The 25,963-nt window shown below is 46.8% G+C and carries 26 protein-coding genes; 7 read left to right on the forward strand and 19 right to left on the reverse strand.

What is annotated here, in order from left to right; all coding sequences use genetic code 11:
• Nucleotides 1-56 precede the first annotated feature (56 nt).
• Entirely contained in the window at nucleotides 57-1,103 is a 1,047-nt protein-coding gene (locus tag MHI43_RS17640; protein ID WP_036660716.1) for an NAD(P)-dependent alcohol dehydrogenase, read from the reverse strand.
• A 262-nt stretch (nucleotides 1,104-1,365) separates the two neighbouring features.
• Here MHI43_RS17640 and MHI43_RS17645 point away from each other — a divergent pair, with 262 nt between their 5' ends.
• Nucleotides 1,366-1,914 (forward strand): TetR/AcrR family transcriptional regulator, encoded by a 549-nt coding sequence (locus MHI43_RS17645; RefSeq protein WP_036660717.1) that lies wholly within the window; start codon nucleotides 1,366-1,368, stop codon nucleotides 1,912-1,914.
• Nucleotides 1,915-2,145: 231 nt separating this feature from the next.
• Here the strand turns inward: MHI43_RS17645 and MHI43_RS17650 are convergent, their stop codons facing one another.
• The 10 genes from MHI43_RS17650 to modA form a co-directional block, all read right to left on the reverse strand.
• Complete coding sequence (locus MHI43_RS17650; protein WP_015735678.1) at nucleotides 2,146-2,922, reverse strand: NAD(P)-dependent oxidoreductase; 777 nt, start codon at nucleotides 2,920-2,922, stop codon at nucleotides 2,146-2,148.
• Between the two features lie 252 nt (nucleotides 2,923-3,174).
• Entirely contained in the window at nucleotides 3,175-3,822 is a 648-nt protein-coding gene (locus MHI43_RS17655) for a hypothetical protein (protein ID WP_015735679.1), read from the reverse strand.
• A gap of 157 nt (nucleotides 3,823-3,979) precedes the next feature.
• Nucleotides 3,980-4,612, reverse strand: a complete 633-nt coding sequence (locus MHI43_RS17660; protein WP_036660718.1) for a Vat family streptogramin A O-acetyltransferase — start codon at nucleotides 4,610-4,612, stop codon at nucleotides 3,980-3,982.
• 237 nt (nucleotides 4,613-4,849) lie between these two features.
• Entirely contained in the window at nucleotides 4,850-6,226 is a 1,377-nt protein-coding gene (locus MHI43_RS17665; RefSeq protein ID WP_015735681.1) for an amino acid permease, read from the reverse strand.
• Between the two features lie 233 nt (nucleotides 6,227-6,459).
• On the reverse strand, nucleotides 6,460-7,338 hold the full coding sequence (locus MHI43_RS17670; RefSeq protein WP_015735682.1) for a metallophosphoesterase: 879 nt from the start codon (nucleotides 7,336-7,338) through the stop codon (nucleotides 6,460-6,462).
• Nucleotides 7,339-7,426: 88 nt separating this feature from the next.
• Nucleotides 7,427-8,245, reverse strand: coding sequence for an SMR family transporter (locus tag MHI43_RS17675; protein WP_051425311.1), 819 nt, complete (start codon nucleotides 8,243-8,245; stop codon nucleotides 7,427-7,429).
• A gap of 201 nt (nucleotides 8,246-8,446) precedes the next feature.
• Nucleotides 8,447-9,211 (reverse strand): DeoR/GlpR family DNA-binding transcription regulator, encoded by a 765-nt coding sequence (locus tag MHI43_RS17680; protein WP_036660720.1) that lies wholly within the window; start codon nucleotides 9,209-9,211, stop codon nucleotides 8,447-8,449.
• A gap of 190 nt (nucleotides 9,212-9,401) precedes the next feature.
• Nucleotides 9,402-10,388, reverse strand: coding sequence for a helveticin J family class III bacteriocin (locus tag MHI43_RS17685; protein WP_036660721.1), 987 nt, complete (start codon nucleotides 10,386-10,388; stop codon nucleotides 9,402-9,404).
• Nucleotides 10,389-10,615: 227 nt separating this feature from the next.
• Nucleotides 10,616-11,275, reverse strand: coding sequence for a molybdate ABC transporter permease subunit (gene modB / locus MHI43_RS17690; RefSeq protein ID WP_036661011.1), 660 nt, complete (start codon nucleotides 11,273-11,275; stop codon nucleotides 10,616-10,618).
• 11 nt (nucleotides 11,276-11,286) lie between these two features.
• Complete coding sequence (modA, locus tag MHI43_RS17695) at nucleotides 11,287-12,126, reverse strand: molybdate ABC transporter substrate-binding protein (RefSeq protein ID WP_036660722.1); 840 nt, start codon at nucleotides 12,124-12,126, stop codon at nucleotides 11,287-11,289.
• Nucleotides 12,127-12,350: 224 nt separating this feature from the next.
• On the opposite strand from modA, the gene MHI43_RS17700 reads away from it, so the two are divergent.
• On the forward strand, nucleotides 12,351-13,301 hold the full coding sequence (locus tag MHI43_RS17700; protein ID WP_036660723.1) for a helix-turn-helix transcriptional regulator: 951 nt from the start codon (nucleotides 12,351-12,353) through the stop codon (nucleotides 13,299-13,301).
• 121 nt (nucleotides 13,302-13,422) lie between these two features.
• On the opposite strand, the gene MHI43_RS17705 is transcribed toward MHI43_RS17700, so the two are convergent.
• The 5 genes from MHI43_RS17705 to MHI43_RS17725 all read right to left on the reverse strand — a co-directional run bounded on the left by MHI43_RS17705 (nucleotide 13,423) and on the right by MHI43_RS17725 (nucleotide 18,129).
• The gene (locus MHI43_RS17705) at nucleotides 13,423-13,806 is read right to left on the reverse strand and encodes a VOC family protein (RefSeq protein ID WP_036660724.1); all 384 of its coding nucleotides are present in this window, start codon (nucleotides 13,804-13,806) and stop codon (nucleotides 13,423-13,425) included.
• 37 nt (nucleotides 13,807-13,843) lie between these two features.
• Nucleotides 13,844-14,122 (reverse strand): metalloregulator ArsR/SmtB family transcription factor, encoded by a 279-nt coding sequence (locus MHI43_RS17710; protein ID WP_036661013.1) that lies wholly within the window; start codon nucleotides 14,120-14,122, stop codon nucleotides 13,844-13,846.
• Nucleotides 14,123-14,322: 200 nt separating this feature from the next.
• Complete coding sequence (gene ppsA, locus MHI43_RS17715; RefSeq protein ID WP_036660725.1) at nucleotides 14,323-16,938, reverse strand: phosphoenolpyruvate synthase; 2,616 nt, start codon at nucleotides 16,936-16,938, stop codon at nucleotides 14,323-14,325.
• 223 nt (nucleotides 16,939-17,161) lie between these two features.
• A complete protein-coding gene (locus MHI43_RS17720) occupies nucleotides 17,162-17,626 on the reverse strand; it encodes a hypothetical protein (protein WP_009592531.1) in 465 nt (154 codons plus the stop codon).
• Between the two features lie 23 nt (nucleotides 17,627-17,649).
• On the reverse strand, nucleotides 17,650-18,129 hold the full coding sequence (locus MHI43_RS17725) for a GyrI-like domain-containing protein (protein ID WP_015735692.1): 480 nt from the start codon (nucleotides 18,127-18,129) through the stop codon (nucleotides 17,650-17,652).
• A 109-nt stretch (nucleotides 18,130-18,238) separates the two neighbouring features.
• Between MHI43_RS17725 and MHI43_RS17730 the strand changes: the two genes are divergently transcribed.
• Complete coding sequence (locus tag MHI43_RS17730) at nucleotides 18,239-19,201, forward strand: HTH domain-containing protein (protein ID WP_036660727.1); 963 nt, start codon at nucleotides 18,239-18,241, stop codon at nucleotides 19,199-19,201.
• A 384-nt stretch (nucleotides 19,202-19,585) separates the two neighbouring features.
• Here the strand turns inward: MHI43_RS17730 and MHI43_RS17735 are convergent, their stop codons facing one another.
• Entirely contained in the window at nucleotides 19,586-20,317 is a 732-nt protein-coding gene (locus MHI43_RS17735; protein ID WP_036660729.1) for a glucose 1-dehydrogenase, read from the reverse strand.
• Between the two features lie 176 nt (nucleotides 20,318-20,493).
• On the opposite strand from MHI43_RS17735, the gene MHI43_RS17740 reads away from it, so the two are divergent.
• The 3 genes from MHI43_RS17740 (at nucleotide 20,494) to MHI43_RS17750 (ending at nucleotide 23,679) form a co-directional block, all read left to right on the forward strand.
• On the forward strand, nucleotides 20,494-21,108 hold the full coding sequence (locus tag MHI43_RS17740) for a TetR/AcrR family transcriptional regulator (protein WP_081746265.1): 615 nt from the start codon (nucleotides 20,494-20,496) through the stop codon (nucleotides 21,106-21,108).
• Nucleotides 21,109-21,279: 171 nt separating this feature from the next.
• On the forward strand, nucleotides 21,280-22,017 hold the full coding sequence (locus tag MHI43_RS17745; RefSeq protein WP_036660733.1) for an EcsC family protein: 738 nt from the start codon (nucleotides 21,280-21,282) through the stop codon (nucleotides 22,015-22,017).
• 312 nt (nucleotides 22,018-22,329) lie between these two features.
• Nucleotides 22,330-23,679, forward strand: coding sequence for a glycoside hydrolase family 64 protein (locus MHI43_RS17750; protein WP_200868605.1), 1,350 nt, complete (start codon nucleotides 22,330-22,332; stop codon nucleotides 23,677-23,679).
• A 232-nt stretch (nucleotides 23,680-23,911) separates the two neighbouring features.
• Here MHI43_RS17750 and MHI43_RS17755 read toward each other — a convergent pair whose 3' ends face one another.
• Nucleotides 23,912-24,316: a ketosteroid isomerase gene (locus tag MHI43_RS17755; protein ID WP_036660734.1), complete on the reverse strand. Its 405-nt coding sequence runs from the start codon at nucleotides 24,314-24,316 to the stop codon at nucleotides 23,912-23,914.
• Between the two features lie 93 nt (nucleotides 24,317-24,409).
• On the reverse strand, nucleotides 24,410-24,877 hold the full coding sequence (locus MHI43_RS17760) for a DinB family protein (protein ID WP_036660735.1): 468 nt from the start codon (nucleotides 24,875-24,877) through the stop codon (nucleotides 24,410-24,412).
• 197 nt (nucleotides 24,878-25,074) lie between these two features.
• On the opposite strand from MHI43_RS17760, the gene MHI43_RS17765 reads away from it, so the two are divergent.
• Nucleotides 25,075-25,962, forward strand: a complete 888-nt coding sequence (locus MHI43_RS17765) for a LysR family transcriptional regulator (protein ID WP_036660736.1) — start codon at nucleotides 25,075-25,077, stop codon at nucleotides 25,960-25,962.
• The last annotated feature ends 1 nt before the right edge of the window (nucleotide 25,963 follow it).

Raw genomic sequence — 25,963 nt, forward strand, 5'->3', positions numbered from 1 at the left:
AACTAAAGGGCACACCACTCGGCGTGCCCTTCATGATTCGGGGATGCAATGAATTCTTATTCGTTCTCCATCGTGCTGATATCAATGACAAATCGATACCGGACGTCCGAAGCCAGCACGCGTTCCCAAGCCTCATCAATCCGACTTGCGGAGATGACCTCGATCTCAGGCGTTATGTGGTGTTCAGCGCAGAAATCCAGCATTTCCTGCGTTTCTCGAATGCCGCCGATTGCCGATCCAGCAAACGACCGACGATGCGGGATTAGCGAAAATACTTGAACAGGCAATGCCTCCGGCGGTGCACCGACGTTGACCAAGGTACCGTCCACTGCCAGCAGCGAGAGATAAGCATTCAAATCAATCTTCGCGCTCACCGTGTTCACGATGAGATCAAACGTGCCGGCTAACTTGTTAAATGTCTCCGGATCGTTGGTAGCATAATAATGGTCTGCGCCTAACTTCAAACCGTCTTCTTTCTTCTTTAATGTCTGTGATACAACCGTGACTTCGGCTCCCATGGCATGAGCCAGCTTTACGGCCATGTGGCCGAGCCCGCCAAGTCCAACCACTGCGATCTTCTTGCCTGGAGCGGCACCCCAATGGCGAAGCGGCGAGTAGGTTGTGATTCCGGCACATAAGAGCGGTGCAGCGGCATCAAGAGCAATGCCGTCGGGAATGCGTACGACGAAATCCTCCGTAACGACGATATGGGAGGAATAGCCTCCTTGTGTATATTGACCATATCTGTCGGTAGCTGCGTAAGTACCCGTATGTCCTTTCAGACAATATTGCTCCTCTCCTCTGCGGCAGCTCTCGCACTCTCCGCAGGAATCAACCATGCAGCCGACGCCTACTCGGTCACCAACCGTGTACTTTGTGACATTCGAGCCAACCCGGGCGACAATGCCGGCGATTTCATGTCCCGGTACGAGCGGATATTGGACCGGCCCCCAATCGCCGCGAGCGGTATGGATATCCGAGTGGCAAATCCCTGCATATTTGATTTCAATGAGCACATCATGCGGCTTAAGATCCCTGCGCTCAATTGTTGTTAGTTGGAACGGACCTTCCGGACCGAATACAGCACGTGCATTAGCTTTCATCGTGTATAACCTCCAGGTAGTATCAATTTTCTCAACTAGTCCCTTTTAGAAAATAGTTGAGTGGGCGTAAAACAGGCAATTCCTTAGCCGTCCCAATCCACAGAAAGCGACTAAACAAATTAAGTTGTTTAATCAACTCATGTCTATTATTATAGGAGCTAGAAGTTGAAGTTCAATGGTTAAATCAGCGCGATTTGTTGAGATATCAACAAGATCATCAAAAGTGTTCATTATGTTGGGAAGGTCAGGGGGTTAATCCAAGATGGCAAAAGTGGATCGTAGAATCCTAAAAACGCAAGAAGCCTTAAGAAAAGCCGTCATTGAATTGATGGCCGACAAAAACTTCGATGACATAACCATTCAAGACATCGCAGACCAGGCAAATTTGAATCGCGGCACGATTTATCTGCATTATCAGGACAAGTATGATTTATTGAATCAAATCATGGAGGCACACATTCAGGAATTAAAAGAGATGGATACTTGGGCGTGTGAAATGGAATGGGCGGATGCTCTCGTGCCGTATTTCGAATATTTCGAAAAGAATTATGTGCTTTTTTCAACCATGTTAGCGTCCAAAGGCGCCCCTTCCTCTTTCAGAACGCGGCTGCTTACGTCTTTCATGGAAGGATTCAAAGGTGAGATCGACAAAGAAAGCGGAAAAAACGCCGAATTACACGAAGATGTGATGCTGCAATATGCCGGGACTGCTTATGTCGGGGTCATTGAATGGTGGATCCGAAACGGAATGCCTTACTCGCCGCAAGTCATGGCCAAACAAGTAGGGACCTTGTTAGCAAGAAGCCTTTAATCGGCGTACGTGCGGCCGGGGCAGCTGATCACGTAATCGAAACGTACGTCAAGTGGGAATGACACGAACGATAGTCCTGAAAATAAAAAAAAGCCGCATTATTAACGCGACTTTCAGAAGACAAGCCTCTCATCGTTCATCGTATCCTCATGGCTTCTGTACGCATGCAAATCTCTATCAGGCATCACCGATCTACGGAAACGCAGGTTTACAGGTGCCTATTCGAAGCTGTTATTGTTGCTGGCCTCCCTGATAGACCGTCTCGTCCTGACGTACTTTGCTTCCCGCCGCCTTGGCTAACTCAAGCAGCTTTGCTGCGTCGTCCTGAGGTTTGTATCCGATCAATTCTTCCAGATAATCGATGTTATAATAGTTATCCGTATTGGCGGAAGTGCCGTACAAGTTCAAATACGTTAGTTTGTCATCTGCTTCAATGCAGCAAACGATCAGTTGAAGCATATCGCGTTCCGATATCCAGATATGCCCGGCGCGCTCTGAATGAGGTCGATCATCTCCAGGGAAGTTGCCGATTCGAATATTAATCGAAGAGATCTTGCCCTGATCTGAATAAAGCCGGCCCAGCAGTTCGATATAGCATTTACTGAGTCCGTAAAAGCTATCCGGGCGGTACGGATCGTCTGGCTCTACCTTTTCGTAAACCTTGTAATAACCGGTCGCATGATTGGAGCTGGCAAATATCATACGGCGAACGCCATTCTGCACGGCAGCCTCAAACAACTTGTACGCGCCGGTCACATTTCCCTCCAGTACCTTACCGAGGAAATCCCCGTTGTCCTTAATCCAGGCAAAATGGAGCACCGTATCGACTCCTTGCGTAAGCTCTGCCAGCCGCGCCTCGTCCACGATGTCCAACTGCACGATACCCTGCCTATCGTCCGCCTCTATATCCGCACCGATGATGTCATACCGGCTGTCTTTTTGCAGTCCCTTGTAAATTACGTTCCCTATGGTGCCTGCCGCTCCGGTTATCAATAGTTTGCGTTTCATTCGTTTCAAGCCCCTTTCCCACTGATCGTCACGTTTTTGCTGTGCTGTTAGTTATTACCCGTTGGGAGAGGGATGTATACGATCATGTTTTGGGTTCCCTCTTGCGGAAAACGAATAACGGCTAATGGATCATATCTCTTGTTACCGTTAATGTTCACAAGCTCCTGCTTTGGCAATTACAAAAAGCCGCAAAGATGCGGCTATTGTAATTGTAAGTTCTTCTTTAGCGCGATTCTGACACACGAGTAATCCTTAGAATTTCTCAGGGAATTGCTTGACAATGCCTTCTGTCAGAATATCCGCTAAATGAATCATATGGATCTCGTTTTTGTCGGTTGCAGCAATATCCGCTTTCCAATCTCCCTTGATACAGCTAACGACGATTTCCGTAATCAATTGGAGATGCGTATATAACATATCCTGGAGCTCTTTAAACTGCCAGTTCGGATTCGCTGCGCTTAAAAATTTTGCGATATCGTCAGCGTTTCTGTGCCAATCCGCCTCTAATTTGTCCACTTCCGACTGTTTGCCGGCCTTGGCCGCAGCCACGATTTTCACTGCAATCAGAATATGTTCTCTCATTAGATCGGCAAGCTTATTCCCGGCGGCTTCCCCATAGTAAGGTTTGATCACGTTGCCAATGTCCTGCTGGTTTCGCAAAAGCCGGTCCAGAACGTCCTTCTGATCAGGACGATTAGATATGGCACTCACGATATAGCTTCTTGTCCATATCGTATGGTCGATCCAAACCTTCTCCATTTCGCCTTTCAATTGGACTACTTTGGGACTTATGCAATCCGGATTCTTCTTCTCGCCCACCATGGCTTGCACAGGCGCTACGGCCTGAGTCATGCTAATTACGAACGCTAGGGTTAACGCTAGCAACCATTTGCTTTTCACACGTATCTGCTCCTCTGAATGGTTTGGAATAAAAAAGGCTGTATTATTATGATGTAAGGTTCCAATTTTTATGCAGAGGATCATATTGACGGTGCCCTGGTGTTCTGCAAAGCCGCTCAATAAGTAGATTCACCCATGAGATGCTATAATGAGCAATTTATATTTCCTTGATTTTAGTCAGATCTCCGCTGCATAACGTTTCAAGATGGTCAAAAATTTTCCGAGCAGGCCAATCCCACCATTGGATGGCAAGGAGATGGTCGATGAGTTCGTCATCAAATCTTTTCTTAATAACCCTGGAAGGGTTCCCGCCTGCAATATGATAAGGGGGAACATCTTTTACAACAACCGAATTGGCTGCTATGATAGCCCCGTCGCCGATGTGTACACCGGGCATTACGGTCACGTTTTGACCAATCCAGACATCGTTGCCAATGACGGTGTCGCCTTTAAGGGGTAAGTCGGCCAGTGCCGGAGTCGATTTCTCCCAACCGTTACCCATGATGTTAAACGGATAGGTAGTAACACTGCCCATTCTATGGTTGGCGCCATTCATGACGAATTCAATCCCCTTTGCGATTGCGCAAAACTTCCCGATAATCAGCTTGTCTCCAATAAATTCATAGTGATGCGTGACATGCTCTTCGAATTTCTCGGCGCCGTTTAGATCGTCATAATAGGTATAGTCGCCGACAATAATATTGGGACGTGTCACTACGTTTTTAATATAGCAAATACTTTTAATCGCCTCATTCGGGTAGATTGCGTTAGGGTCAGGCCCATATGGCATATAGAATCCCTCCTTCGTTTATATCAATCATGAGTTGTTCAGCGTCGTGTTCCTATCCATGAGGTCCGATACCGGAAGACAAACATTTACCTTTTCAATTTCGACGTATAGATTGGTTATCCTGTTTGAATCCTGCATAAAATCACTCGAGCTCGTACCTCAAAATGAAAACATCCCATTTGCACTTTGGTGAGAATGGGATGTTGATTCATTTCGTTATTGGATGTTTTTGCCGATTCATCTATTGCTTGACTCATGGTTTTTTTGTGCCTTGTTAACCCCGGAGGCATAATAACTGATCACGACAATACCCAAGAAAACAATGCCTGTAATCAGGGAAATCCGAGTTTCATCGTTAATCCACATACCGACCAGCACCATAAGCAAAAAGGCAATCGTCACATAGTTGGTCACCGGTGCGAAAGGCATTTTGAACGGATGATCATCCAATGCACTCCCCTTGGTTCTTCTGAAATTGATTTGACTGATCAAAATGACGAACCATGGCACCATGCCGGGAAGCACGCTGGCGCTGTACACATGCACAAACAGATTTTCCGGTGCGATATAACTTAAAAACACCCCAAGGCCCAACCCCGCGAGTACGCCGATCGTTCCCAGCAGGGGCACGCCGTTACGGGACAGTTTCGTAAATATTTTCGGTGCCTGTCCATTGACCCCTAATGTATAAAGCATGCGGCCTGCGCTAAATATCCCGCTGTTGCAACCTGACATGGCAGCGGTGATGACAACAAAGTTGATGATTCCGGCTGCAGCAGTAATGCCGACTTTCGCAAACGTGGCAACGAACGGACTACCGAGGGCTTGCAGCTGATTCCAAGGGTAGACCGTAACAATCACAAAAATCGCGCCGATATAGAAGATCAAAATGCGCCAGATAATGCTTTGCGTCGCGCTCATTAACGTTTTTTGCGGGTTTTTGGCTTCACCTGCCGTAATCCCTATCAGCTCGACGCCTTGATAGGCCCCGATCACTAACGAGAGAGCAAAGAAAAAGCCTGACCATCCGCCGGTAAAAAAGCCCCCATGCTGCCACAAGTTAGAAAATCCGATCGCATTTCCGCCATTGCCTAATCCGAACAAAATCAGACCAAACCCGGCAACAATCATCAAGACGATGGTTACGATTTTAATCATGGCAAACCAAAACTCGAATTCACCAAACGATTTCACGGAGAACAGGTTGGCTGCACCGAGAATCGCCATGGCGACGAGCCCTGGTATCCAAGCGGGCAAATCCGGAAACCAGTACTTCATATACGTCCCAACGGCAATGATCTCCGCCATCCCGACGATCACCCATTGGAACCAGTTGCTCCAGGCCGTCACATACCCCGCCAAGGGATGAATGTACTTATGGCCAAAGGTCGCAAACGATCCCGTGCTCGGTTCGATGTACTGCATTTCCCCCATTGCGCGCATGATGAAGAAAATAAAAATCCCTACAATAGCATACGCAAGCATCACCGATGGACCTGTCCATTTGATCGTGCTTGCCGAACCCATAAATAACCCGACACCGATGGTGCCGCCCAAAGCAATCATCTGAATGTGGCGAGCTTCGAGCCCCCTCTTTAGTTCATTGTTTTTCATTCCAAGTTTCCCCCTCTGTTACTCTCTTAGCTGTCAATTTGAACAAGAGCAAAATCTAAACACTGGTATGTAAGCCTTGATCCAATTGTAGTATCTTTTTCCTGTGAAAACAATTATATTCATTTGGTAATCCTGCAGCGGAGACGGAAAAACCCTCCATTTACCCGACAGCCCAGTTCAATCATAATGAACCGATGTCGTTGAATGGAGGGTTCTGTTGTAGGCGTTTCCAATTATTCGGATTGCTCAGGGATGTTACATTCAAACCGGACATTCTCCAGCCACTTGCCTGCAGCGAAATCCCGGCCTTTGACGATTACACGATCTGCATAAACCTCGACGAACAGCCCTTGACTCCCATCTTTATGTTCGTCTTTATCCGTCCATAGGTACGCGACAGAGGATCCGTTAAACATATAAGGCAGTCGTTCCTGTCCATCGAACATCGTATGCTGAGCCTCCAGCTCCCAGTGAGTATGGCCCGTGAACAGGATGGCATGCCGGTGTTTAGCCAGAACTTTCTTGAGCGCTTCGTCCTGAGCAACGCCGTACCATCGCTGCGACTCATAAGATCCTGCAACCGTGTCTTTGAGCGGCTGATGCAGGAAGACGAAAGCCGGTTGAACCGGATTCTTGCTCTCGGTTAGCTTAGTATCGAGCCATGTCAGCTGAGTTTCGGACAAGGAAGCAAACAGTTCCAGCCCCTCCTCGGTTCCGAGGAAGATAAAGTGGTACCCGTTAACCCAATGATCGTGATAGGGTCCCCTCATCCCCGTGGCATCCAGATAAGCTCCCAAACGTGAGGGCCAATGCCCCAGACCGACATCGTGATTGCCTGCAGCAAAATAACTGACCGGCAATCCTGCGCCATGCTCCCGCCATATTCTGCGAAACTCCGCATATTCCTCCGTACTCCCCTGGTCGGTTAAATCGCCTGCGTGCATAATGCCGTCACTGTCCGGCGCCATTCGTTTAATATCTTCTAGTGCCCTCGCCAAATTACAATTGTAGGTATGTCCGGGGTCCGCCTTCACGTGCGTATCGGTGATAACCTGAAATCGGAGCAGCACGTCCCCCTTCCGGTTTTCTCCATCTTGATTTCGCTTGTTCAAACTACTCAATCCTCCTTCTAAATGATGTCGAATATGGCCGTGGCGTTATCCCGGTGTTCACCGCAACGGTAAAATGCCGTCTAACTAATCATATGCCCAGCATGCCTACGAGTAAGATTCCGATAAAGATAATGCCGGCCGATACGATCCGCCGCCCTCCTTGACCTTCCTTCAGCAGCAATACGCCCAGCAAGGTGCCGAATACGGTTCCAATCTCTCGAAGAGGCGCTATGTATATTAATGGGGACATACTCATGGCAAACAAGAACAACAAATATGAACCTGGAGAAAGGATCGCGCCAACTGCAAGCCATTTTCCATGTTCTCTTATCTCTCTTACCCAGCGGATTTCGCCAAAACGGATAGACGGGGCCAGCCCCAGCATAAATCCGATATTGGATATTTCCAAAAGCAGCGTTGGCGAAAAATGCTGCAGATTCACTTTGTCTACCATCACGTACGCCATCGTGCAAAGCCCCACGGCTGCAGTATAGAAAAGAACCCTGTGAGGGGCATGAAATCTTTGCTTCCTCATAAAGATGCCGCTTGATAGAAAGAAGCCAAATGCAATCAATCCGAGTCCCAGCCATCCCCAGACGGATAATCGCTCGTTCAGGAGGATGACTCCGCAAAGAGGCAACAAGAAAGTGGAAATGCCTCTCATCATCGGGTAGACCTGGGATAGGTCGCCATAGGTTAAGGACTTGGACAAGAAATAGGCATATCCCCCTTGAATGAACACGGACAGGAATAACAAAAGGTAAGCCGACATGGGTGGATTCGCTGTGACGATTTCGATCATAAAGCCCGGGAGCAGCATAAGCGTGGTGGGGATATAAATCATAAATAAAAACAACTGCTTATTCCCACTCGACTTTGCCAACATATTCCATACCGCATGCGCCATGCCAGAGCCTAGAACCAATAAAACTGCAATTGAAATTATTGCACCCCCTCGAAAACACTATGCTACACAATAATATGCTTATAAACACACATTTATACAACTCGAGATTGATCGTATCATGGGGAATTCTTACTGTCAATTGATATGATGAGCAAAAAAAAAGAACCTCGTCGAAAGGCTCTTCTTGTTCCTTTGAAATTATTAGCAATCGATGTTGACCCCTGCCTCCCGATATTGTTCAAGGACATCATGCCCTAGCCCGGAGTCCGTCACAATCCGTTCAATCTGATCCAATCCGCAGACCGGTGTGAGCGAAACCGCGTTAAACTTACTGCTGTCTGCAAGCACGATGACCTTGTGTGCCCGGGCCAGCATTTTCTTCTTCAATTGAATCTCACTTAACCCATAATCCGTCAAGCCTTCGGTCAGGGATATGCCGCTCACGCTCATAAAGAAAAGGTCGGCATGAAACTGAGTGACAAAGGATTCGGCAAAATCGCCGACCACGCAATGTTCCGAGTTACGGACCACCCCACCGACAAAGATGATCGTGAAATGAGGTTTCTCCATAAGTATCGATGCGATCTGAAAGGAATTGGTCAGTATCGTCAATCGATCAAAGCGCGTCATCAAGGCCTTGGCGAATTCGGTATTGGTGGTGCTTACATCCATGAACAAGGATTGCCCTTCTTCCACGTAGCGGAGGGCAATCTGGGCCAACTCCCGTTTCTCTTGAAGCCTCTTCATTTCCCGCACGGTAAAAGGCAGTTCTTTCTGATAGTCCGCTGCCGGCAAGGTTGCCCCGCCATGAACCCTTTTTAAGAAGCCCTCTTGTTCCAGATATTCCAGGTCTCTACGAATCGTCTCGAAAGAAACTCCGAATTGCGCAATTAAATCCGTTGTCTTGACCGATTGGATTTCGTGAAGCAGTTTCATGATTTGTTGATGCCGATCATGTGCAAGCATTGAATATTCCTCCAATAAACGATTACCGCGTTTGAATTACTAGTACAGAATACCACAAAAACACACAATCTCACATTGTTCTCTGATATTAAGACGTGATAAGAAGTGATTTATACTTGCCGGGGACTGGACATACTAGTTACAATCTCGAAAAAAGCCGCCATTACATGGCGACTTTTTCGTAAAATATTTAAAAAATCGTATCCGGCACATAGTAAATTTTCTGCGTGTTTTTCTTGTTCTTGGGATCCGTCACGATCGTAAAGTAAACCTTCCCGTTCTTGGTCTGAACGCCCTCGATTTCATGCTTTCCCACATTCGTAATTTTCACCAGGCTCTTGTAGGCGCCCGAGCTGGTCATCATGGCGATCTGCGGGGTTTGGCCTTCGGCGCCTCCCGAAGTGTAAATTTTGGAGCTCCCCAGCATATCTGCACCTTGAAACGATCCATTCGGTCTAATAATACGATTGCCGGATTGAGTGAAACTCGCTATGCTCGCTTTTACCGCTGCGGCACTATCCATTCGAACCTGCTTTTTGCTGTCCAGAAGCTTGTTCAGGGCCGCTGTGCTGTATATGGACCAGGTGACGGTCTTTTCCTTGGTTTGTACGCGGAAGAACGTATATTTGCTGTTGCCGCCGCCGTCAACCCTATAGGTTGTGCCTAATCGTTTACCGGTCTTGTTGGCATAATTCATATAGACGAACCGGTCCAGCTTCGTATAATCGACCTTTGATCCCGCCTTATATTTTAGTCTTGCCACTTGGAGGGACCAGAATTGCTTGGTAGAAGAATCGGCTTTGGAACTGAAGTAGAAATAATGTTCCCCTTTGTACGTATACATATCAAGCGTTTGACAATGGCCGGTATTGGTGACGGTCATTTCGTCTACGTACTTCGCGTCTTTCCCGCTAATAAGCAGCCTGGAAAGATAGCATGTACCCTTAGACCGCTGTGTAACATAAATATACTTGTCTGCAATATATGCTTTTTGAACGGCCACATTGTGCTTAAGCCCTTTAAGATTATAGGCCAGCTTAGCCGAAGCATTCACGGTTTTGCCTGGTGATGCAGCTGCAGCCGGCAGGACCGGCATGATAAGTAAAATAATGGCGAGAACGAACGATGTAAAAATCTTTAAGTTCTTACCGCTGAGAGCAAAGCGCTCCTGAAACATTAAGATACCTCCTTTGACATGATGTCTCACTGGGGTTGATATGAAGCAGGAATTATAGCTGACGACAGCTAATCACAATCCTCCTTTCGGTTTGCGCGTAATCAGCACTTTTTACTGGAATGTGATGGTAAAATAATGTGCTGTAACTAATGATTACCCTTTTTTTAAAATAAATCAATATCATGAAGTTCCGAAACATGAAAAAAAGCCGCTGTATTTAGCGACTTTTATTGATCACTTCGCCTTGTAAGAAGCAACATTATAAAGGAAATCATGATCATGGAACCTGTCCAGGCCCATGCCATCGTCGTATTGCCCGCATCAACCGCAACGAATATGGCCGTAGGAATGGTCTGTGTTTTGCCCGGAATATTGCCGGCTATCATTAACGTTGCTCCGAATTCACCAAGTCCACGAGCAAATCCAAGAATATAGGCAGTTACCAACGAGCGATAAGTCAAAGGAAGCGTTATATACCTGAAGACCTGCCACTCGTTAGCCCCGTTTGATCGAGCTGCTTCCTCGACTTCCCGATGGACAGAAGAAAACCCTACCTTCATCGTTTGGTAGACCAGCGGAAAGGCTACGACGACCGAAGCGATCACGGCAGCCCACCAAGTAAAAATGACGGGCGCGGCAAAGAGCCATTCTATCCATTGTCCAAACCAGCTTTTTCGACCAAGTATGACTAATAGTACAAAACCAACCACGGTTGGCGGAAGAACTAACGGGAGCATAAAGGCGGTCTCAAGAATCGTTTTGCCTTTAAAAGATTTGCGTGACATCCACCAGGCAGCAGCCACTCCAAGCAGGACAACCGTTAGGCTGGACAGTACGGAAACCTGTAGTGACAGTTTAATCGGTAACCAGAATTCGTTCCAATTCATATTGGCCCCAATCAATTCAGAACGGAGAATCCGTACTTCTCAAAGACGTCCAGCGCTTCTTGAGTCTGCAAATAAGCGTAGAAATTCTCAGCCTCTTTTCGATGTTTTGTTGCCTTTACGATTCCAATCGGATATTCAACAGGCGTGTATGTTGCGGGATCCACAGCAAAAGCAACCTTCACTTTGTCAGAGGTTAATGCGTCCGTTTTATACACAAACCCGACATCTGCATTACCCGTTGCTACATATTGAAGAACTTGACGTACGTCTTTACCTTGTACGATCTTGGATTGGAGCGAATCCCAGAAGTTCGTTTTTGTAAGGGCCTCTTTAGCGTAACTTCCCGCAGGCACACTTTCAGGAATGCCAATGGCAATGTTCTTTATATCAGACTTGGACAAGTCGGCAAAGCCTGCAACCGGTACTTGTCCATCCGCAGACACGACAACCACCAACTCGTTGCTAAGAACATTTTTTTGTTGATTTGCATCTATCAGTTGTTTTTCCACGAGCGCTTCCATGTTCTTGGCTGCGGCTGACAGGAACAAGTCGGCTGGTGCTCCCTGCTCAATCTGCTGCTGCAATGCGCCCGATGCGCCAAAGTTAAAATTTAATGTGATATTTGGATACTTCGTTTTATAATCTTCCTGGATTTCCTCTAGAGCTTCTGTCATGCTTGCTGCCGCAGATACGGTCAATTCAACCGTTTCCGCTGCTGCCGAAGTTTGCGTATTCTTATCCGCAGCTTGAGAAGCGGTATGATCTTTTGCTGCCGTGCCGCAACCCGCCATTACTAATATCATGGATAATACAAGAGATAAAACCACGCTAATCTTTGCTGGTTTAATCATGGGTCCCCCTCCAAAAAACTATATTTAGTTATAATCAAGCATAAACATTATACTTTCATGCGCAATTCTTTGTAAACCAAATATATCTATTTATATCTAATTTAATGATATACATATAATCCGGAGAGGGGAGAAATCAGGAGAATCGTTTGAATTCATTCAATTGTGTTATAATTAGCCTCAAATGTTAAACCATTTATACAGTTAACCGGGAGGAACATGATATGTCCAATGACATGTCTTATACAACGGAGGAAATTGCCAAGCTCTTAAAAATATCCAAACTTACCGTGTATGATCTGATCAAAAAAGGGGAGTTGCCCTCTTATCGGGTCGGCAAACAAATGCGGGTGGATGCTGCTGACCTGGAGGCCTACAAACAAAGGACGAGAACGGTTCCGGTATCCAACCAGCCTGTTGAGGCGCTTTCGCCTTCACCTATCCAACCGCCTACATTCACCAGCGGGAATCGCCCGATCGTCATTACCGGACATGACATTAGCCTAGACATTTTGGCCAAACATATGGAACAAACAATCCCCGCCATTCGACCCTTGCGTTCATTTGTCGGCAGCCTCGACAGCTTAATCTCTATGTACAGAGGCGAGTCGGATATCGTCAGCACGCACCTCTTGGACGGAGATACAGGAGAGTACAATCTTCCGTATATTCGAAAGCTGCTCGTTGGTTCTTCCTATGTGGTCGTCAATCTTCTTTCCAGAAACGCAGGGTTATATGTCCAGCCGGGGAACCCCTTCGGTCTTAGAGGGTGGTCTGATTTAGACCGTCCGGGGCTGCGATTCGTGAATCGAGAGAAGGGATCAGGCGCCCGCGTATTGCTCGACGAACAGCTCCGCCTTCACGGAATCAATCCGGAGCAGCTTTCAGGCTATGATCATATTCAGACCAACCATCTCGGTGTGGCGACGAAAGTTGCTACCGGTGAAGCCGATGTTGGCGTAGGCATTGAGAAAGCAGCCTCAATAATCGGTCAAATTGATTTTATTCCTTTGATTCAGGAGCGTTATGATCTTGTGATACTTAAAACCACGTGGAGTCAGACTTGGATTCCCGCCCTTTTGCAAATTCTGCAATCGGACACCTTCCAAAAGGAGCTGCGTTCGATTCCGGGGTTTGATGTTTCCCGTACAGGAGAAGTCCTGTTTGAGACTTGAGCACGGCAGCAATTTGCATGCATATAAATAAAAGCCGCATACGATGTGGCTTTTATCGTCTTCATTTACTTGTTGTCCTACATGATTCATAAGAGTCAGGGTTATCTAACAAATCCGTAAATTACTTCTGCACGATCTGAATAAGGTTCCCGCAGGTATCGTCAAAGACAGCTATTGTGAGTTCGCCCATTTTTGTCGGTTCCATCGTAAACTTCACGCCTTTTTCCCTTAACCGCTCGTACTCTTTGCGAATATCTTCAACGCCAAACATGGTTGCCGGGATGCCTTCGGCAAAGATCTTCTTTTGATACTCCTTTGCGGCAGGATGCTCGTTCGGTTCGAGCAAAAGCTCGGTACCGTCTTGAACATCGGGCGAAACAAGCGTTATCCACCTGAATTCTCCGACAGGAACATCCTCCTTTTTAACAAATCCGAGCTTCTCTGAATAAAACTCCAGCGCCCTGTCTTGATCCTGCACGAATATACTGGTTACAATGATTTTCATGATTTTATGGCCTCCTCCAGCATTATAAAATTAAAAATTACTCTATCCATCCTTTCAGCAAATTCTTCAGTGGTTCGTTGTTAAAGATAATGACTCGATATTTCCCCTTACGCTTGGTTATGACGAGTCCGGCATCTTCCAATGCAGCAAGATGTTTAGCTATCGCTTGCCGTGAAATGGAAAGGTTGTGCTTCATGATGAGACGTACCGTAAGTTCATACAACGTCAGCTCATTGCGTTCGGATAATTCGTCTAACATAAGCCGCCGAGTTGGATCGCCAAGTGCTTTGAATATTGCGTCTTTGTCCCACTTCATAGTCCGATTATAAGCAACCCTAGGGTTGCTTGTCAACAATAAGCAACCTTAGAGTTGCGTGAATAAACCGTAACGTATAATAAGCTTCCTAAGTCCGCTGATCACCCCAGCCGATTTGTATCCATGGAAGGCATCTGCTTCCTAGATGTTGTTCAATAATTGAAAAAGCCGCGAAAATCGCGGCTTCATGTTGGTATTTATTATAATATTTCCACATACCCCTCTGTTCCATTCACGCGAATGCGCTGCCCATCCTTGATCCTTTTGGTTGCATTCTCGACGCCGACTACGGCAGGCAATCCATATTCACGCGCAATAACGGCTCCGTGGGTCATCAGTCCGCCCACTTCGGTGATCAATCCTTTAATGGATACAAACAATGGCGTCCAGCTAGGGTCCGTAAAGGCAGTGATTAAGATGTCTCCTTCCTCCAGATCAGCGTCTTCCATGTTTAAGATGACACGTGCTCTTCCCTCTATAACGCCCGAAGAAACTGGCAGCCCTACAATGGCTTCAGCAGGAATATTTTCCCGTTTGTACTCACCAACAATGATTTCGCCATCCGATGTGATCACACGCGGAGGAGTCAGTTTTTTATATAATTTGTACTCGTCTTTTCGTTTGTTGATCATTCGGTAATCCAGTTTATTTGTGCGTGCGACCTCGTGAAGTTCTTCAAAAGAGAGATAATATATATCTTCTCTGTCATGAATAACGCCTGCTTCTACGAGTTGTTCGGCTTCTTTCTGTAAAGCCTGCTTATAGACGAAGTAGCGATTAACCATGCCGTATTTCGGATACTCCCGATAACCAATGAAATTCCGGATAAGGTCGATCATTCGTTTGGTTTCTGCGGCTTTTTGTTCACCATCCGGTAATCGGCTTAATCGTTCCAGTAGTTCTTGTTCTTTGTTCAGCGCTTCCTGTCGTCCTTGCTCAAACTTTCGATGGCTGGCATTAGGCTCAAAGTTTTTGATGTTACCCATAATCAACGGGATGAGCGTTGTGGGTTTTTCGCTCCAACGTGTTCTAGTGATATCGATTTCTCCGGCACATCGCATCCCGTATTTGTTGAGAAAATCACGGATCGCGTCTCGGGCTTCACGCCCGCCATCAAACGTAACCAGCTCATCCAAAAAGTCATCGTGTTTGACTTGCTGCAAATAATCAATGACTTCCGGATAAGGACGAATCGCATCTGCGACATCGAGCAGCGCCAGACCCATTTCCGAAGTAATATTATGGGGTACAGACTGAGAAAGCGTGTCTGCTGCGTTTTTTTCACCTAGCCACTCGTTCATTTTTTCATTGATCCATGATGAAGCATTCATGGCAGCCATAAAGACAGCCGAACTTTGCGGGTCGAACAGAATCTTCTTCAATTGCTGGATATCTTCCACAATGAAATCAAATAAATCCGTCCCAGATTTCGTCTCGATGTTATGTTTTAACTCTTCGATCGATGTTTGACTTCGTTGAATCAGATCATTAACGATTGTTGGCTCGTTTTCGAATTGTGGGGGAGCACCGGCAGGCGGCATAGCATTACTGCTTTTAACGGGACTCGCTTCTTTTTTATCATCGGGTAACGATTTTATAAAATCTCCTCGATCAATGATGGTCATAAGTGCGTCTTTCATGAGCGGATCGTGTTGTTCCATGCTATTTAATAAAAATTCTCTGCTGTTAGGCGATGCCAGATGATGTGTGACATCAACAAACAATCTTCCGCCAGCTTTGCGCATGGGTGCAGGAGTCGTTAGCAGGAAAAAAGACAATCCCAGCGGTTTCATGGGATCCGTCATCATTTGTTGATGACCAACAGAAATATAGACGCGATTTTCTTGGTCACTCGCTTCAGGAATCGGGTATAACGTCGTGATCGGCCGGCTCTGAACGATATAAAACACGTCATCGGCCAGGCACCATTCGATATCTTGCGGCCGGCCGAAAAAAGCTTCAATCTGTCTTCCGATGCGTGCCAGCCGTAAAATTTGTTGTTCGGTAAGGGTTTGGATCTTTTGCTGATCGGGGGCAATCGACTGGGTCTCCGTTCCGCCCTCCCGTCGTCCATAGATCGCCAATGTTTTGGCGGCTATCCGCTTATCGACGATGACCTCATCCTGTACTTTGTAGCAATCGGCAGATACCAAACCGGAGACCAGCGCTTCTCCAAGTCCAAAGCTGGCATCGATGGAGAGCAGCTTTCGATTGGATGTCATCGGGTCTGCCGTGAATAGTATCCCTGAAGCCTGCGGGAAAACCATCCTTTGAACGATCACGGATAAATAAACTTGACTGTGGTCAAATCCATTTTGCATCCGGTAGATCACGGCGCGATCCGTGAATAGGGATGCCCAGCATTTACTGATATGCTGCAAGACGGCCTCTGTCCCGATGATATTTAAATAGGTGTCCTGTTGACCGGCAAAGGAGGCATGAGGTAAATCTTCAGCTGTCGCACTGGAACGCACGGCATAAGCATGTTCCTCGCCATACCGAGAGAGATAATGAGTTACGGCTTTCACGACGTCGGCAGGAATCTCTGCGTCCATAATGATTTGCCTGATCTTCCTGCTGACTTCACCAATTCGTTCCCGATCCTCTGCTTTTAGCATGGCTAGCTGTCCCAGCAAATCATGATAGGTTTCGTTTTGTTCGATGGCTTTTTGATATCCCGCGGTTGTAACACAAAATCCTTCCGGTACGTGTATTCCTTCGATTTTTGCTAATTCTCCTAGATTCATTCCTTTTCCGCCAACGAGCAACAGCTGGTTTTGTTCCATGTCTTGAAAATCGAGAACCAAAGAACGCATTCAACATCTCTCCTAACCATTAATTTGAGAAAAAAACATTTGACAAGGGTATTTTTAGCGTGGTACAATTAAATTGTAAGATGAAATATTTATACCCTTAAACCTGATTGTATCGCATTCAGATTGTATCATCGTGTCTATGTAATTGCAATAATAAAGAACCTGAAAGCAGAGGATTCAGGTTCTTTTTTGGGTTTTCGTTATTTATTTGACTGCTCACCGCTTAGTATTCCTTTTTAATTACAAAGAACGAGCCCCGAATGGTTCCGGCTAATTTGGACTTCTGCCTTGCAAACTTAAACTTCCCTTCCAACTCCTGCGGTACCTCCATCCCCTCCGAAAGCTTAAAACCGACAGCCCGCTTCTTCGGATCATCAACCGTATACATGACATTGACCGCGAGGCCATCCTCATAAAAGACGAAAGCCCACTGGATATTTTCCACTTGAAAACGCGACGTCTCCAAAGGTTTGGCCGCAAACTCAAGATCTCGTTCTTCTTTCAATATTCGGTTCACATAATCCAAAGTCTCCTGGCTATCGCCGGCTGGTACAACCGTAAATTCATGCTTATATTTGTTCATGAAGTAACGCGCCTCATTCGCTCGTAAACCAGCCAGCGCTTCCGCTGCGGGCGAAGACTCCAAACCAACCGTAGATACATTTTTAAAATCAACGATATAAGCCATGCCGCTTTCTCCTTTGATCTTATTTATTTCCTTACGACGGGAATCCACAATTCGCCACTTACGAAGCCGTCCCGCTCTTCCATCTCCACCGTAGCATTCGGCCCGCCGACATAGGCAAAATCCTTGGCTGACGGCAATACTTGACCAAAGGCAATGCCGGTAAGTTTATTGCTCAGCTCATCCGCCGTTTTCCCTTCCCCTTTTACAACGAGGTATTCCCCTTTAGGGAATTGAATAACTCTAGTGGCTTCTGGTAACGACTCCTCCGTCATGACGCCGGCATAATACATCATCTTGTTATTGACCGCCTCGTTTACGGCAAAAATATAATCATTTGCAGCTATGGCCTTTAAGGTATCAAGCCTTCCATCTTGCTTCACCGACTCCCAAAATTCCGTTTTTTCCTTGTTGATGCCGGCATAATCCGTGTAATCGCTTTTAAGTTCGGTTCCAATACCTAATACGATAAAGCTGTCTTTTTCCTCAAGCGTATAATTCTCCATATTCAAAACCTTCCTTTTTTAATTTTTTTCAAATGATTTGTCTTTTCACTTGATAGGTTTATAATAACCTTAAATCATGTCAAAAAATGATACTGTTTAGGAGAGTCCGATGAAAAAAGTTGAGCGGATTAATACCATCATGCGGTATATCAACAACCGCGCCCACTTTACCATTTCTGAAATCATGCGCGAATTTAACATTTCTCGCTCGACGGCGATTCGAGATATTCGAGAAATCGAAGCCATGGGGATGCCGCTTGTCGCTGAAGTTGGGAGGGATGGGGGTTATTTTGTCATGAACAACTCCGTCCTGCCCACGGTCCGCTTTACCGACACAGAAATCAAAGCTTTGTTTATCGCCTTTATGGCCACTCGAAATCAACAGCTCCCTTATCTAAAGAGTCGCCATTCTTTGGCTGAAAAATTACTCGGCCTCATCTCGGAGAACCAACAAGACGATCTTGTTCTACTAAATCAAATATTGCTGTTTGAAGGAACCAATCCTCATAATCCCGACTTGCTTGATCTGTCCGACCTGCCCCATCCGATGTTAGAAAAACTCATCCAACTCCTTCTGCTGGACAACTATTTATTGGTTTCCGTCCAGGAAGAGAAGGAAATAAAGTCTTATCCCATTTATCTCCTGCACCTTTATCGTGAAAAAAGCTTATGGTTAATTGAAGGCTTTGACTTAGCGGAAGAAAAGAGACGGATTATTCCTGTCGACAATCTCTCTGACATAGAACGATTCCATACGAAAAAAAGGGTTGGCAAGAAAAAGATCTTAGAGCAGCTGAGTAAGCAGGAAGAGTTCATCAACCTTGTCCTTGATCTTGGTCCAAAGGCGATAGCCCAGTTCAAAAAGTACCATCCTGTAAAGTTTTCCATTGCATATACGAATCCTTACCAAACCACAGCCGTTCTTAAGGCTTTTATCGATGTGAACAAGGTGGAAGAATTGACCGAAATCACAAATTGGCTGCTATTTCTAGGTGGGGATATCAAGGTTAGGGAGATACCGCCCGAAGTGTTGGATGGTATACAAGCGAGACTAAAATTATTCTGTCCATGATCCGTACCAGATAAAACCAACTCGTGATGAGTTTTTTTGAGATTGACAATTTAAGGAAACCGGTACTCCAGGAAGAGGATAACCACCACTTCATGTTGGTTCAACAGACCCGCACTTCAGACGGCGTACCCGAGGAAGCCAAGCAAATCATTGGCCAGAACACCATCGGGGATTTTAGCGATCAGCTCATGCCGTTATGAGAAATCCCAAGGATTAATACGAGGGTATGCTCGTATTCTCATCCAAAAAGGACGGAGTCAGTCTGAATAAGAGCGCTGATTCAGCTAGTCACATAAAGAAAAATCCCATCTTGAGCGCGATGGGATTTTTCAGATCTTTTACTTTGAAACGTACAACTTAAATACCTGATTTCTCATTTTGTGCTTATTGAGCGCCGAGACCACCGTCAATTACAAATTCGGAGCCGGTGGAATAACTCGATTCGTCCGAAGCTAGATAGAGTACGAGATTCGTTACTTCTTCCGGGTGACCGACTCGGCGAATCGGAAAGCTTGCCTCCAGTTCGTCGTTGATGAGCGCTTCTGTCATTGGCGTCCGGATAAAGCCGGGATGCACGGAGTTGACGCGGATTCCGTAATCGCCAAGCTCCAGTGCTGCCGCCTTCGTCATCCCGCGAACCGCAAATTTGGATGCGGTATAGGCAATTTTTTTGTAAGCTCCAACGATACCGGCAAGTGAAGAAATATTGACGATCGAACCGCCGCCCGCCTTGCGCATCGAAGGCACGACGTAGCGCATGCCAAGAAATACCGACAGCTGGTTCACATCAATAACCCTTTGGTATTGGGCGACGGAGACCTCCTCCAAATCGACCGCCGGAAGGTCGATCCCCGCATTGTTGATGAGTACGTTAATCGAACCGAAAGCTGTTTCAGCTTGCTTGATCACAGCCTGCCACTCGCTTTCGTCCGCAACATTATGTTTTATATAAAGGCTGTTTGGTCCAAGTTCATCCTGAAGTTTCCGTCCTTCTTCCTCCAAAATATCGGTGAATACTACCTTTGCGCCTTCGGTAACGAATCTCCGCACATGTGTCGCTCCCATTCCACGCGCAGCTCCTGTAATGACAACCACTTTTCCATTCAATCTGGACATTTGCTCATCTCCCTGTCTGTTTCTCTATATCGTCTCTCGGGCTGTTCATCATGACCCAACAAAATTATAATAGAATGAGGAGAAATCGGTTACAATCCACAACACTCTTCAATTTGTTGGACTTCCGACAAAAGCCATGAAGGTGTTGGAATAATCGTAAATTTCAATCATAGGATGTGATTCTGTTGGCTTATCTTCACAGACAGGAGCGCAAAAGAAGGCAATCGACAAACGCTTTAAAAGCCGCTTTCATCGATCTCATTTTAGAAAGTAATGATGCAAATGCCATCACGGTATCCGAAATCGCGGACCGAGCTGACTATAATCGCAGCACCTTCTATTTCCACTATAAGGACAAGCAAGAAATACTGGAGGATTTATTCAAGGACGCGATCGAAGGCTTCCGCAACGCAGTTACTGTTACCTTCAGCAAAGTCCAGTCGGTCAATCTTGACAAGGTGTCTCCATCAACCCGGCTGAGCTTCGAACATGTCGAGAACAATAAGAAGTTATTTAAAGCGCTGCATGCCATCCGAAAGACGGATTCGCTATATGAAAGACTAGAGCAGTTGTACATCGAGATGTTCACGGGCAACTACCATTTTTCACGGCGGCATGATGAGCCCACCATTGACCAGGAAATGACCGTTAACTATCAAATTCACGCAATGATCGGCATAATTAAATGCTGGATACAATCTGACTTCAAATATTCAGCCAGTTATATGAGTGAACAGATTACGAAGGTTCATGTCAATCGTCCCACCGATATGATCTATATGCAAACGTAAGCATCTATTCCAAAGTGCATCACCGTGCAGGCTCTGCGTTCGACACGCCCTTATCAATCCTCTTCGGCGATGCTGGACTTTAGTCGAGGTTCGCTACCTTCCTCAGACGGTTTTCGAATCACGGAGATATTCGTTACAATATAGCCAAGACTGTTGGAGGAGCGATTGATCATGAATTACGAGCATAAAGTACAGAGGGAGATCGCCGACTGGGAACACCAGATGTTCAAACCGCCGGGCTGGCTGGAAAAAACATCGAAAACCATCGGCAGCCGGATTAATCATTGGATTCCTCCGAAGGTGCACACCATCATAACGACCACCATACGATCGATCGTTCGCACGGCCCTGTTCGGTGCGGAATATACGCCTAGCCGGCCGGTCCAGCGTACTCTGGAACTGGAAGCTGCCGATCAAGAAGCGAAAGCGTTGTTTGCCCTGTACCAAAAAATCGCGGTTGCCGAAGGCGCTGGTACCGGAGCCGGCGGCATCATGTTCAGTATGGTAGACTTTCCGGCTTTGATCGCGATCAAAATGAAATTTTTGTTCGAGCTCTCGCATGTTTACGGTTATGACACCAAACACTTCTCCGAACGTGTATTCATCCTCAAGGTATTTCAAATGACATTCTCGGGCCCGGATAACCGTGCCAGATTGCTCTATTCCATCAAGCACTGGCATACGGAAAAGGAACAATGGCGTTCCGACGCCGAATACGCCCAGAATATGGACTGGGAGACCTTTCAGATCGAGTATCGTGACGCCATGGACTTCCGGAAAATGCTGCAGATGGTCCCTGGGATCGGCGCTTTCGCAGGAGCATGGGCGAACTACACCATACTTGAGGAGCTGCGCCAATTCGCTATGAACGCTTACCGCCTGCGCAGATTGCACGATTTCGAGGGATAGGGTTAACCCTATCCTATACATCTAAGAAACATGAACGAAGCATACCCAAAAAGCAGCTCATCCATAGGATAAGCTGCTTTTTGGTGTGATTCCATTGTCATTACCACGCGCATGCTTCCATTTCCGAAATGGCGAACCCCATCCCGAAATTCCGATACTACTAAATTTTGGAAAACGGGATTATAATCTTTTTGTCATCGCATGGATTGACTCTTACAGTCAGCCAACTATCAGGCCAAAATAAAGGAGGGATGCCGTTTCCGTCCCGAATGCGAAGTTGTTTTAATCCCAAGTTCAAAGGAGGAATTTTTGATGATGCAGAAGGGAATGCGTTACCTGCTGGTTCTGTCGCTGCTGCTGACCTGTTGGTCCGTTTTCGGTACGAGAGCCGAAGCTGCGGACTATACACAGGGCGTTGAATTATCCGGCAGCGCAGCCACCGTATGGTTCAAATCCGCCGTCAACACTAGCTGGGTCGATGTCCATTATCGAGTAAACGGCGGTGAACAGCAAAATTTCAGAATGTCTTACCATGCCGGAAAATCCCGATATGAGCAGGCCATCTCAGGCATTGCCGCCGGCCAAGTGATTACTTATTCGTTTACTTACAATAACGGGATCCCTGCCTACGACACGGGTGTATTCTCTTACACTGCCGGTTCCACGCCGCCTCCCTCTTCTTCCGGCTCCATATATGACATTCTTCCAACCACCATCCCCATGCCGCCAAACGGTGCCGTCTCGGTCAAGATCATGAACGGGACCCATGGCGCTTATACCGACCAGCAAATATACTGGGGCGTTCTCGGCATCAATCCCGTCAACAACCAGTGGAGCTATTTGGACCTTAACGGGAATCTGATCCCGATCTCCAGCGCCTTGAATGATGCGCCAGGCCATTTAACCAAGAACGGCATCAACTACGCCAACATTTATCATAAGGTCAGCGATGCTTCTTGGGTCACATTGCCCCAGATCACATCGGGCCGAATGTTCCTTAGCGTCGGCACTCCTCTGTACTTGAAGACCTTTAACGATGGATTCGCCGGCCCCGATCTGAACAATCCGACCGACCCGAACCGCGATATTTATTTTGATTTCGTTGAATTCACGATTGACGCCGCCGGCTACCACGGCAATACGACACGCGTCGATGGATTCGGTTTCCCCCTTCAGCATCGTCTGGTCAATAAATCCGGCTCCTTCGACCAGACTGTAGGCGAGCTGGAATCCGAAACCCGAAACGGTATCTTCGCCAAATTCCAGGCGGAAGTTCCTGCCGCCTTCAAATCGTTGGCCACGATTCAAGCACCGTATCGCATTGTCGCGCCGATTCACGGTTCTTTTGCCCAGGGTGGCGCGAATGCCAACTATTTCGGCGGGTATGCTCCGTACAGCACGCAGGATATTTTCCGATGCGACGGCGCTTTAACGGATGCGGCAACTTGTGCCGCCATTCAACGTCATGTATACACGGCCAACGACTGGAATAACGTTTCGAATTACTATCAAGCCGCCCCGGCTAATTATTACGCAAAATTCTGGCACGACCACAGCATTAACCGCTTGGCCTACGGTTTTCCGTATGACGATGTCAACGGCCAGGCCGCTTACCTTGAAGTTGGCGACCCGAAAGGCCTGATCATCCGCATCGGTTGGTAAATCTCCCATAATACCTGAGTGTCTGAGATTGCAAATTGCCTACTCGCTTTATCTATCATCTTTTAGTGCAAAAAAGCCGCCATTTTGGCGGCTTTTCATGCGTTTATACCCAGTAAACCGGTTAGAAACCACCTCTGGAATGAATGATGATTAGAAAATACCTCTTGATCAGTAAATCGATTCGAATGATGTCAATCTATAACGCCCGTGGAGAACAAGACCGGCCTGCCCATTAGGGAGCCTCATAGTTTTTTAACGGCATACCTACATATTCGCGGAAGGAGGCGACCCGCTCTCCCTCGAACTCGAATACGATGGCAAGCTCATTACTAAAAGACCGGCCATTCAACAAACCTTCTGAGCGAAATACCACCGTCCCGTGGTCCGCATTCTCAATCAAGACGAGCGGAATCAGCTGCATCTGAAATACGGAACGCTCGAACCTGACCAGCTCCTCGAACCGCTCTTTGCCTTGCTGCTTGTGATCCCACCCATCTAGCGGGAGCGGAACAAAGAAATGAAAACCATCTGTAACCTTATCAAGAAAATCCGCTGTATGCCCTGTTTCTAAAGCCTGCTTAAAAGCTTCAAAACTTTCAGTTGTTCGGGTTGATACGGAGTCTACGGATTTTTGCATGTAGGCTTCCTCCTTATGGTTAATCGTTAAAATGATAGCTCCATTTATGAAGCTGTCGATCATTCGCCTTTGTTTACGCTTTCCAAGCTTTGATTAGCGTGTCTGAACCTTTAGCTGACTTGATATCGTTCCGAGGTGAATGGCTTCGTGAAGCAGCGCGAAGTTGAACAGGTCCCCAGCCGTACTGAATTGGAACGGTCCCATGACATACGGAGTTGACAGCTTCTCGTCCAGCATATCAGAATTCAGCCCAGATAGGCGTGAAAGCTGAGCTGTTAACATCTCGACCAGCTCTTTTTTCGATGGAGGAGCCACCTTCCATTCCGAGGGCTTGGTTCCGGAGTTAAACAGTAAAGCATACGAGTCCGGTATGTCTGATGGGGAACCAAAGCTTAGGGTAGTATACGTATCCATCCAATAAATGATATGGCCGACATTCCAACGGATGGTGTTGTTAAATCCTCCAGTTTGTATGTCGAACTGCTCCTCCGGTATAGCCTGCACCTGCTGCAGCACCACTTGACGTCCAATCTTCGCCGTATTGATTATCACTTCGGACATATTCATTTCCTCCTTTGTCATAAAAAACGTTTGTTATGCTCCCAAGTATAGGTCGCACGGAACGTTACATCAATACAGTGGACATTACCGGAACGTTAAGTATAAGTTAACGATAATGAATTGACAGATCAGGAAGATAACGCCACAATAATCGTGAAACATCCATTCAATGATGCAAGGGAAAGCAGGTGTGCAGGATGGAGTTAAAACAACTGCAGTATTTTATGGCTATATGCGAAGAGCTTCACTTCTCGAGAGCAGCCGAAAAAATGGGAGTCAGTGCTCCCAACGTAAGCCAGCAGATCAGGAGATTGGAAGAAGAATTAGGGGTTCTGTTGTTCGATCGCGTGGGAAAAACCATTGTTCTTACGGACGCTGGAGCGATTCTTCATGAACATGCCGCCGCCGTGTTCAGGCATCTGCAGCAAGCGGGCGATGCCATTGCCGATCTGAAGCAGATGCAAGGTGGATCGCTATCGATCGGCGTCTTGCCCGGTGACGCGGATCTCATGTTTAATGCCCTGCTGCTGGATTTCCATCAGACCTATCCCACCATCTCGCTGTCCCTTCTGGAAACCATGAAGGTCACGGAACAGGTTTTGGACCGAAGCATCGATATCGGCGTAACCATCGGACCCGTTATCGATGAACGTCTTACATCAATCCCCCTGTTTCACGAGGAATTCTCATTGGCTGTACATAGGAACGATCCTCTTGCCGGGGAGAACTTCATCCCATTGAACAGGCTGCGCATGTTTCCACCCGATCATCAATGCCGCAAGCTGATCGACCGCTTCTGCATGGACAACGGCTTTGCAGTGCAGCCGCATATGGTGACAACAACATTATCCTCCCTCCTCCAGATGGTACAGAGCGGAGTTGGCGCGTGCGTTCTGCCGCGACTTCTACTGGATAATCTTCGCAATACAGAGATCAAAGTCGTGCATCTGAGGAATCCTACGCCTTCTCAAGACATTTGTCTGATCTACCGCAGCGACAGATTCGTGGGATATGCCATGCGCACATTCATTAAAAATTTGAGAGCTTATATCGAGACAGCCATCCGTCATTCGAAGTCTTCATGAG

The organism is Paenibacillus sp. FSL H8-0457, from assembly GCF_038051935.1.
Lineage (GTDB): Bacteria > Bacillota > Bacilli > Paenibacillales > Paenibacillaceae > Paenibacillus_AQ > Paenibacillus_AQ lautus_A.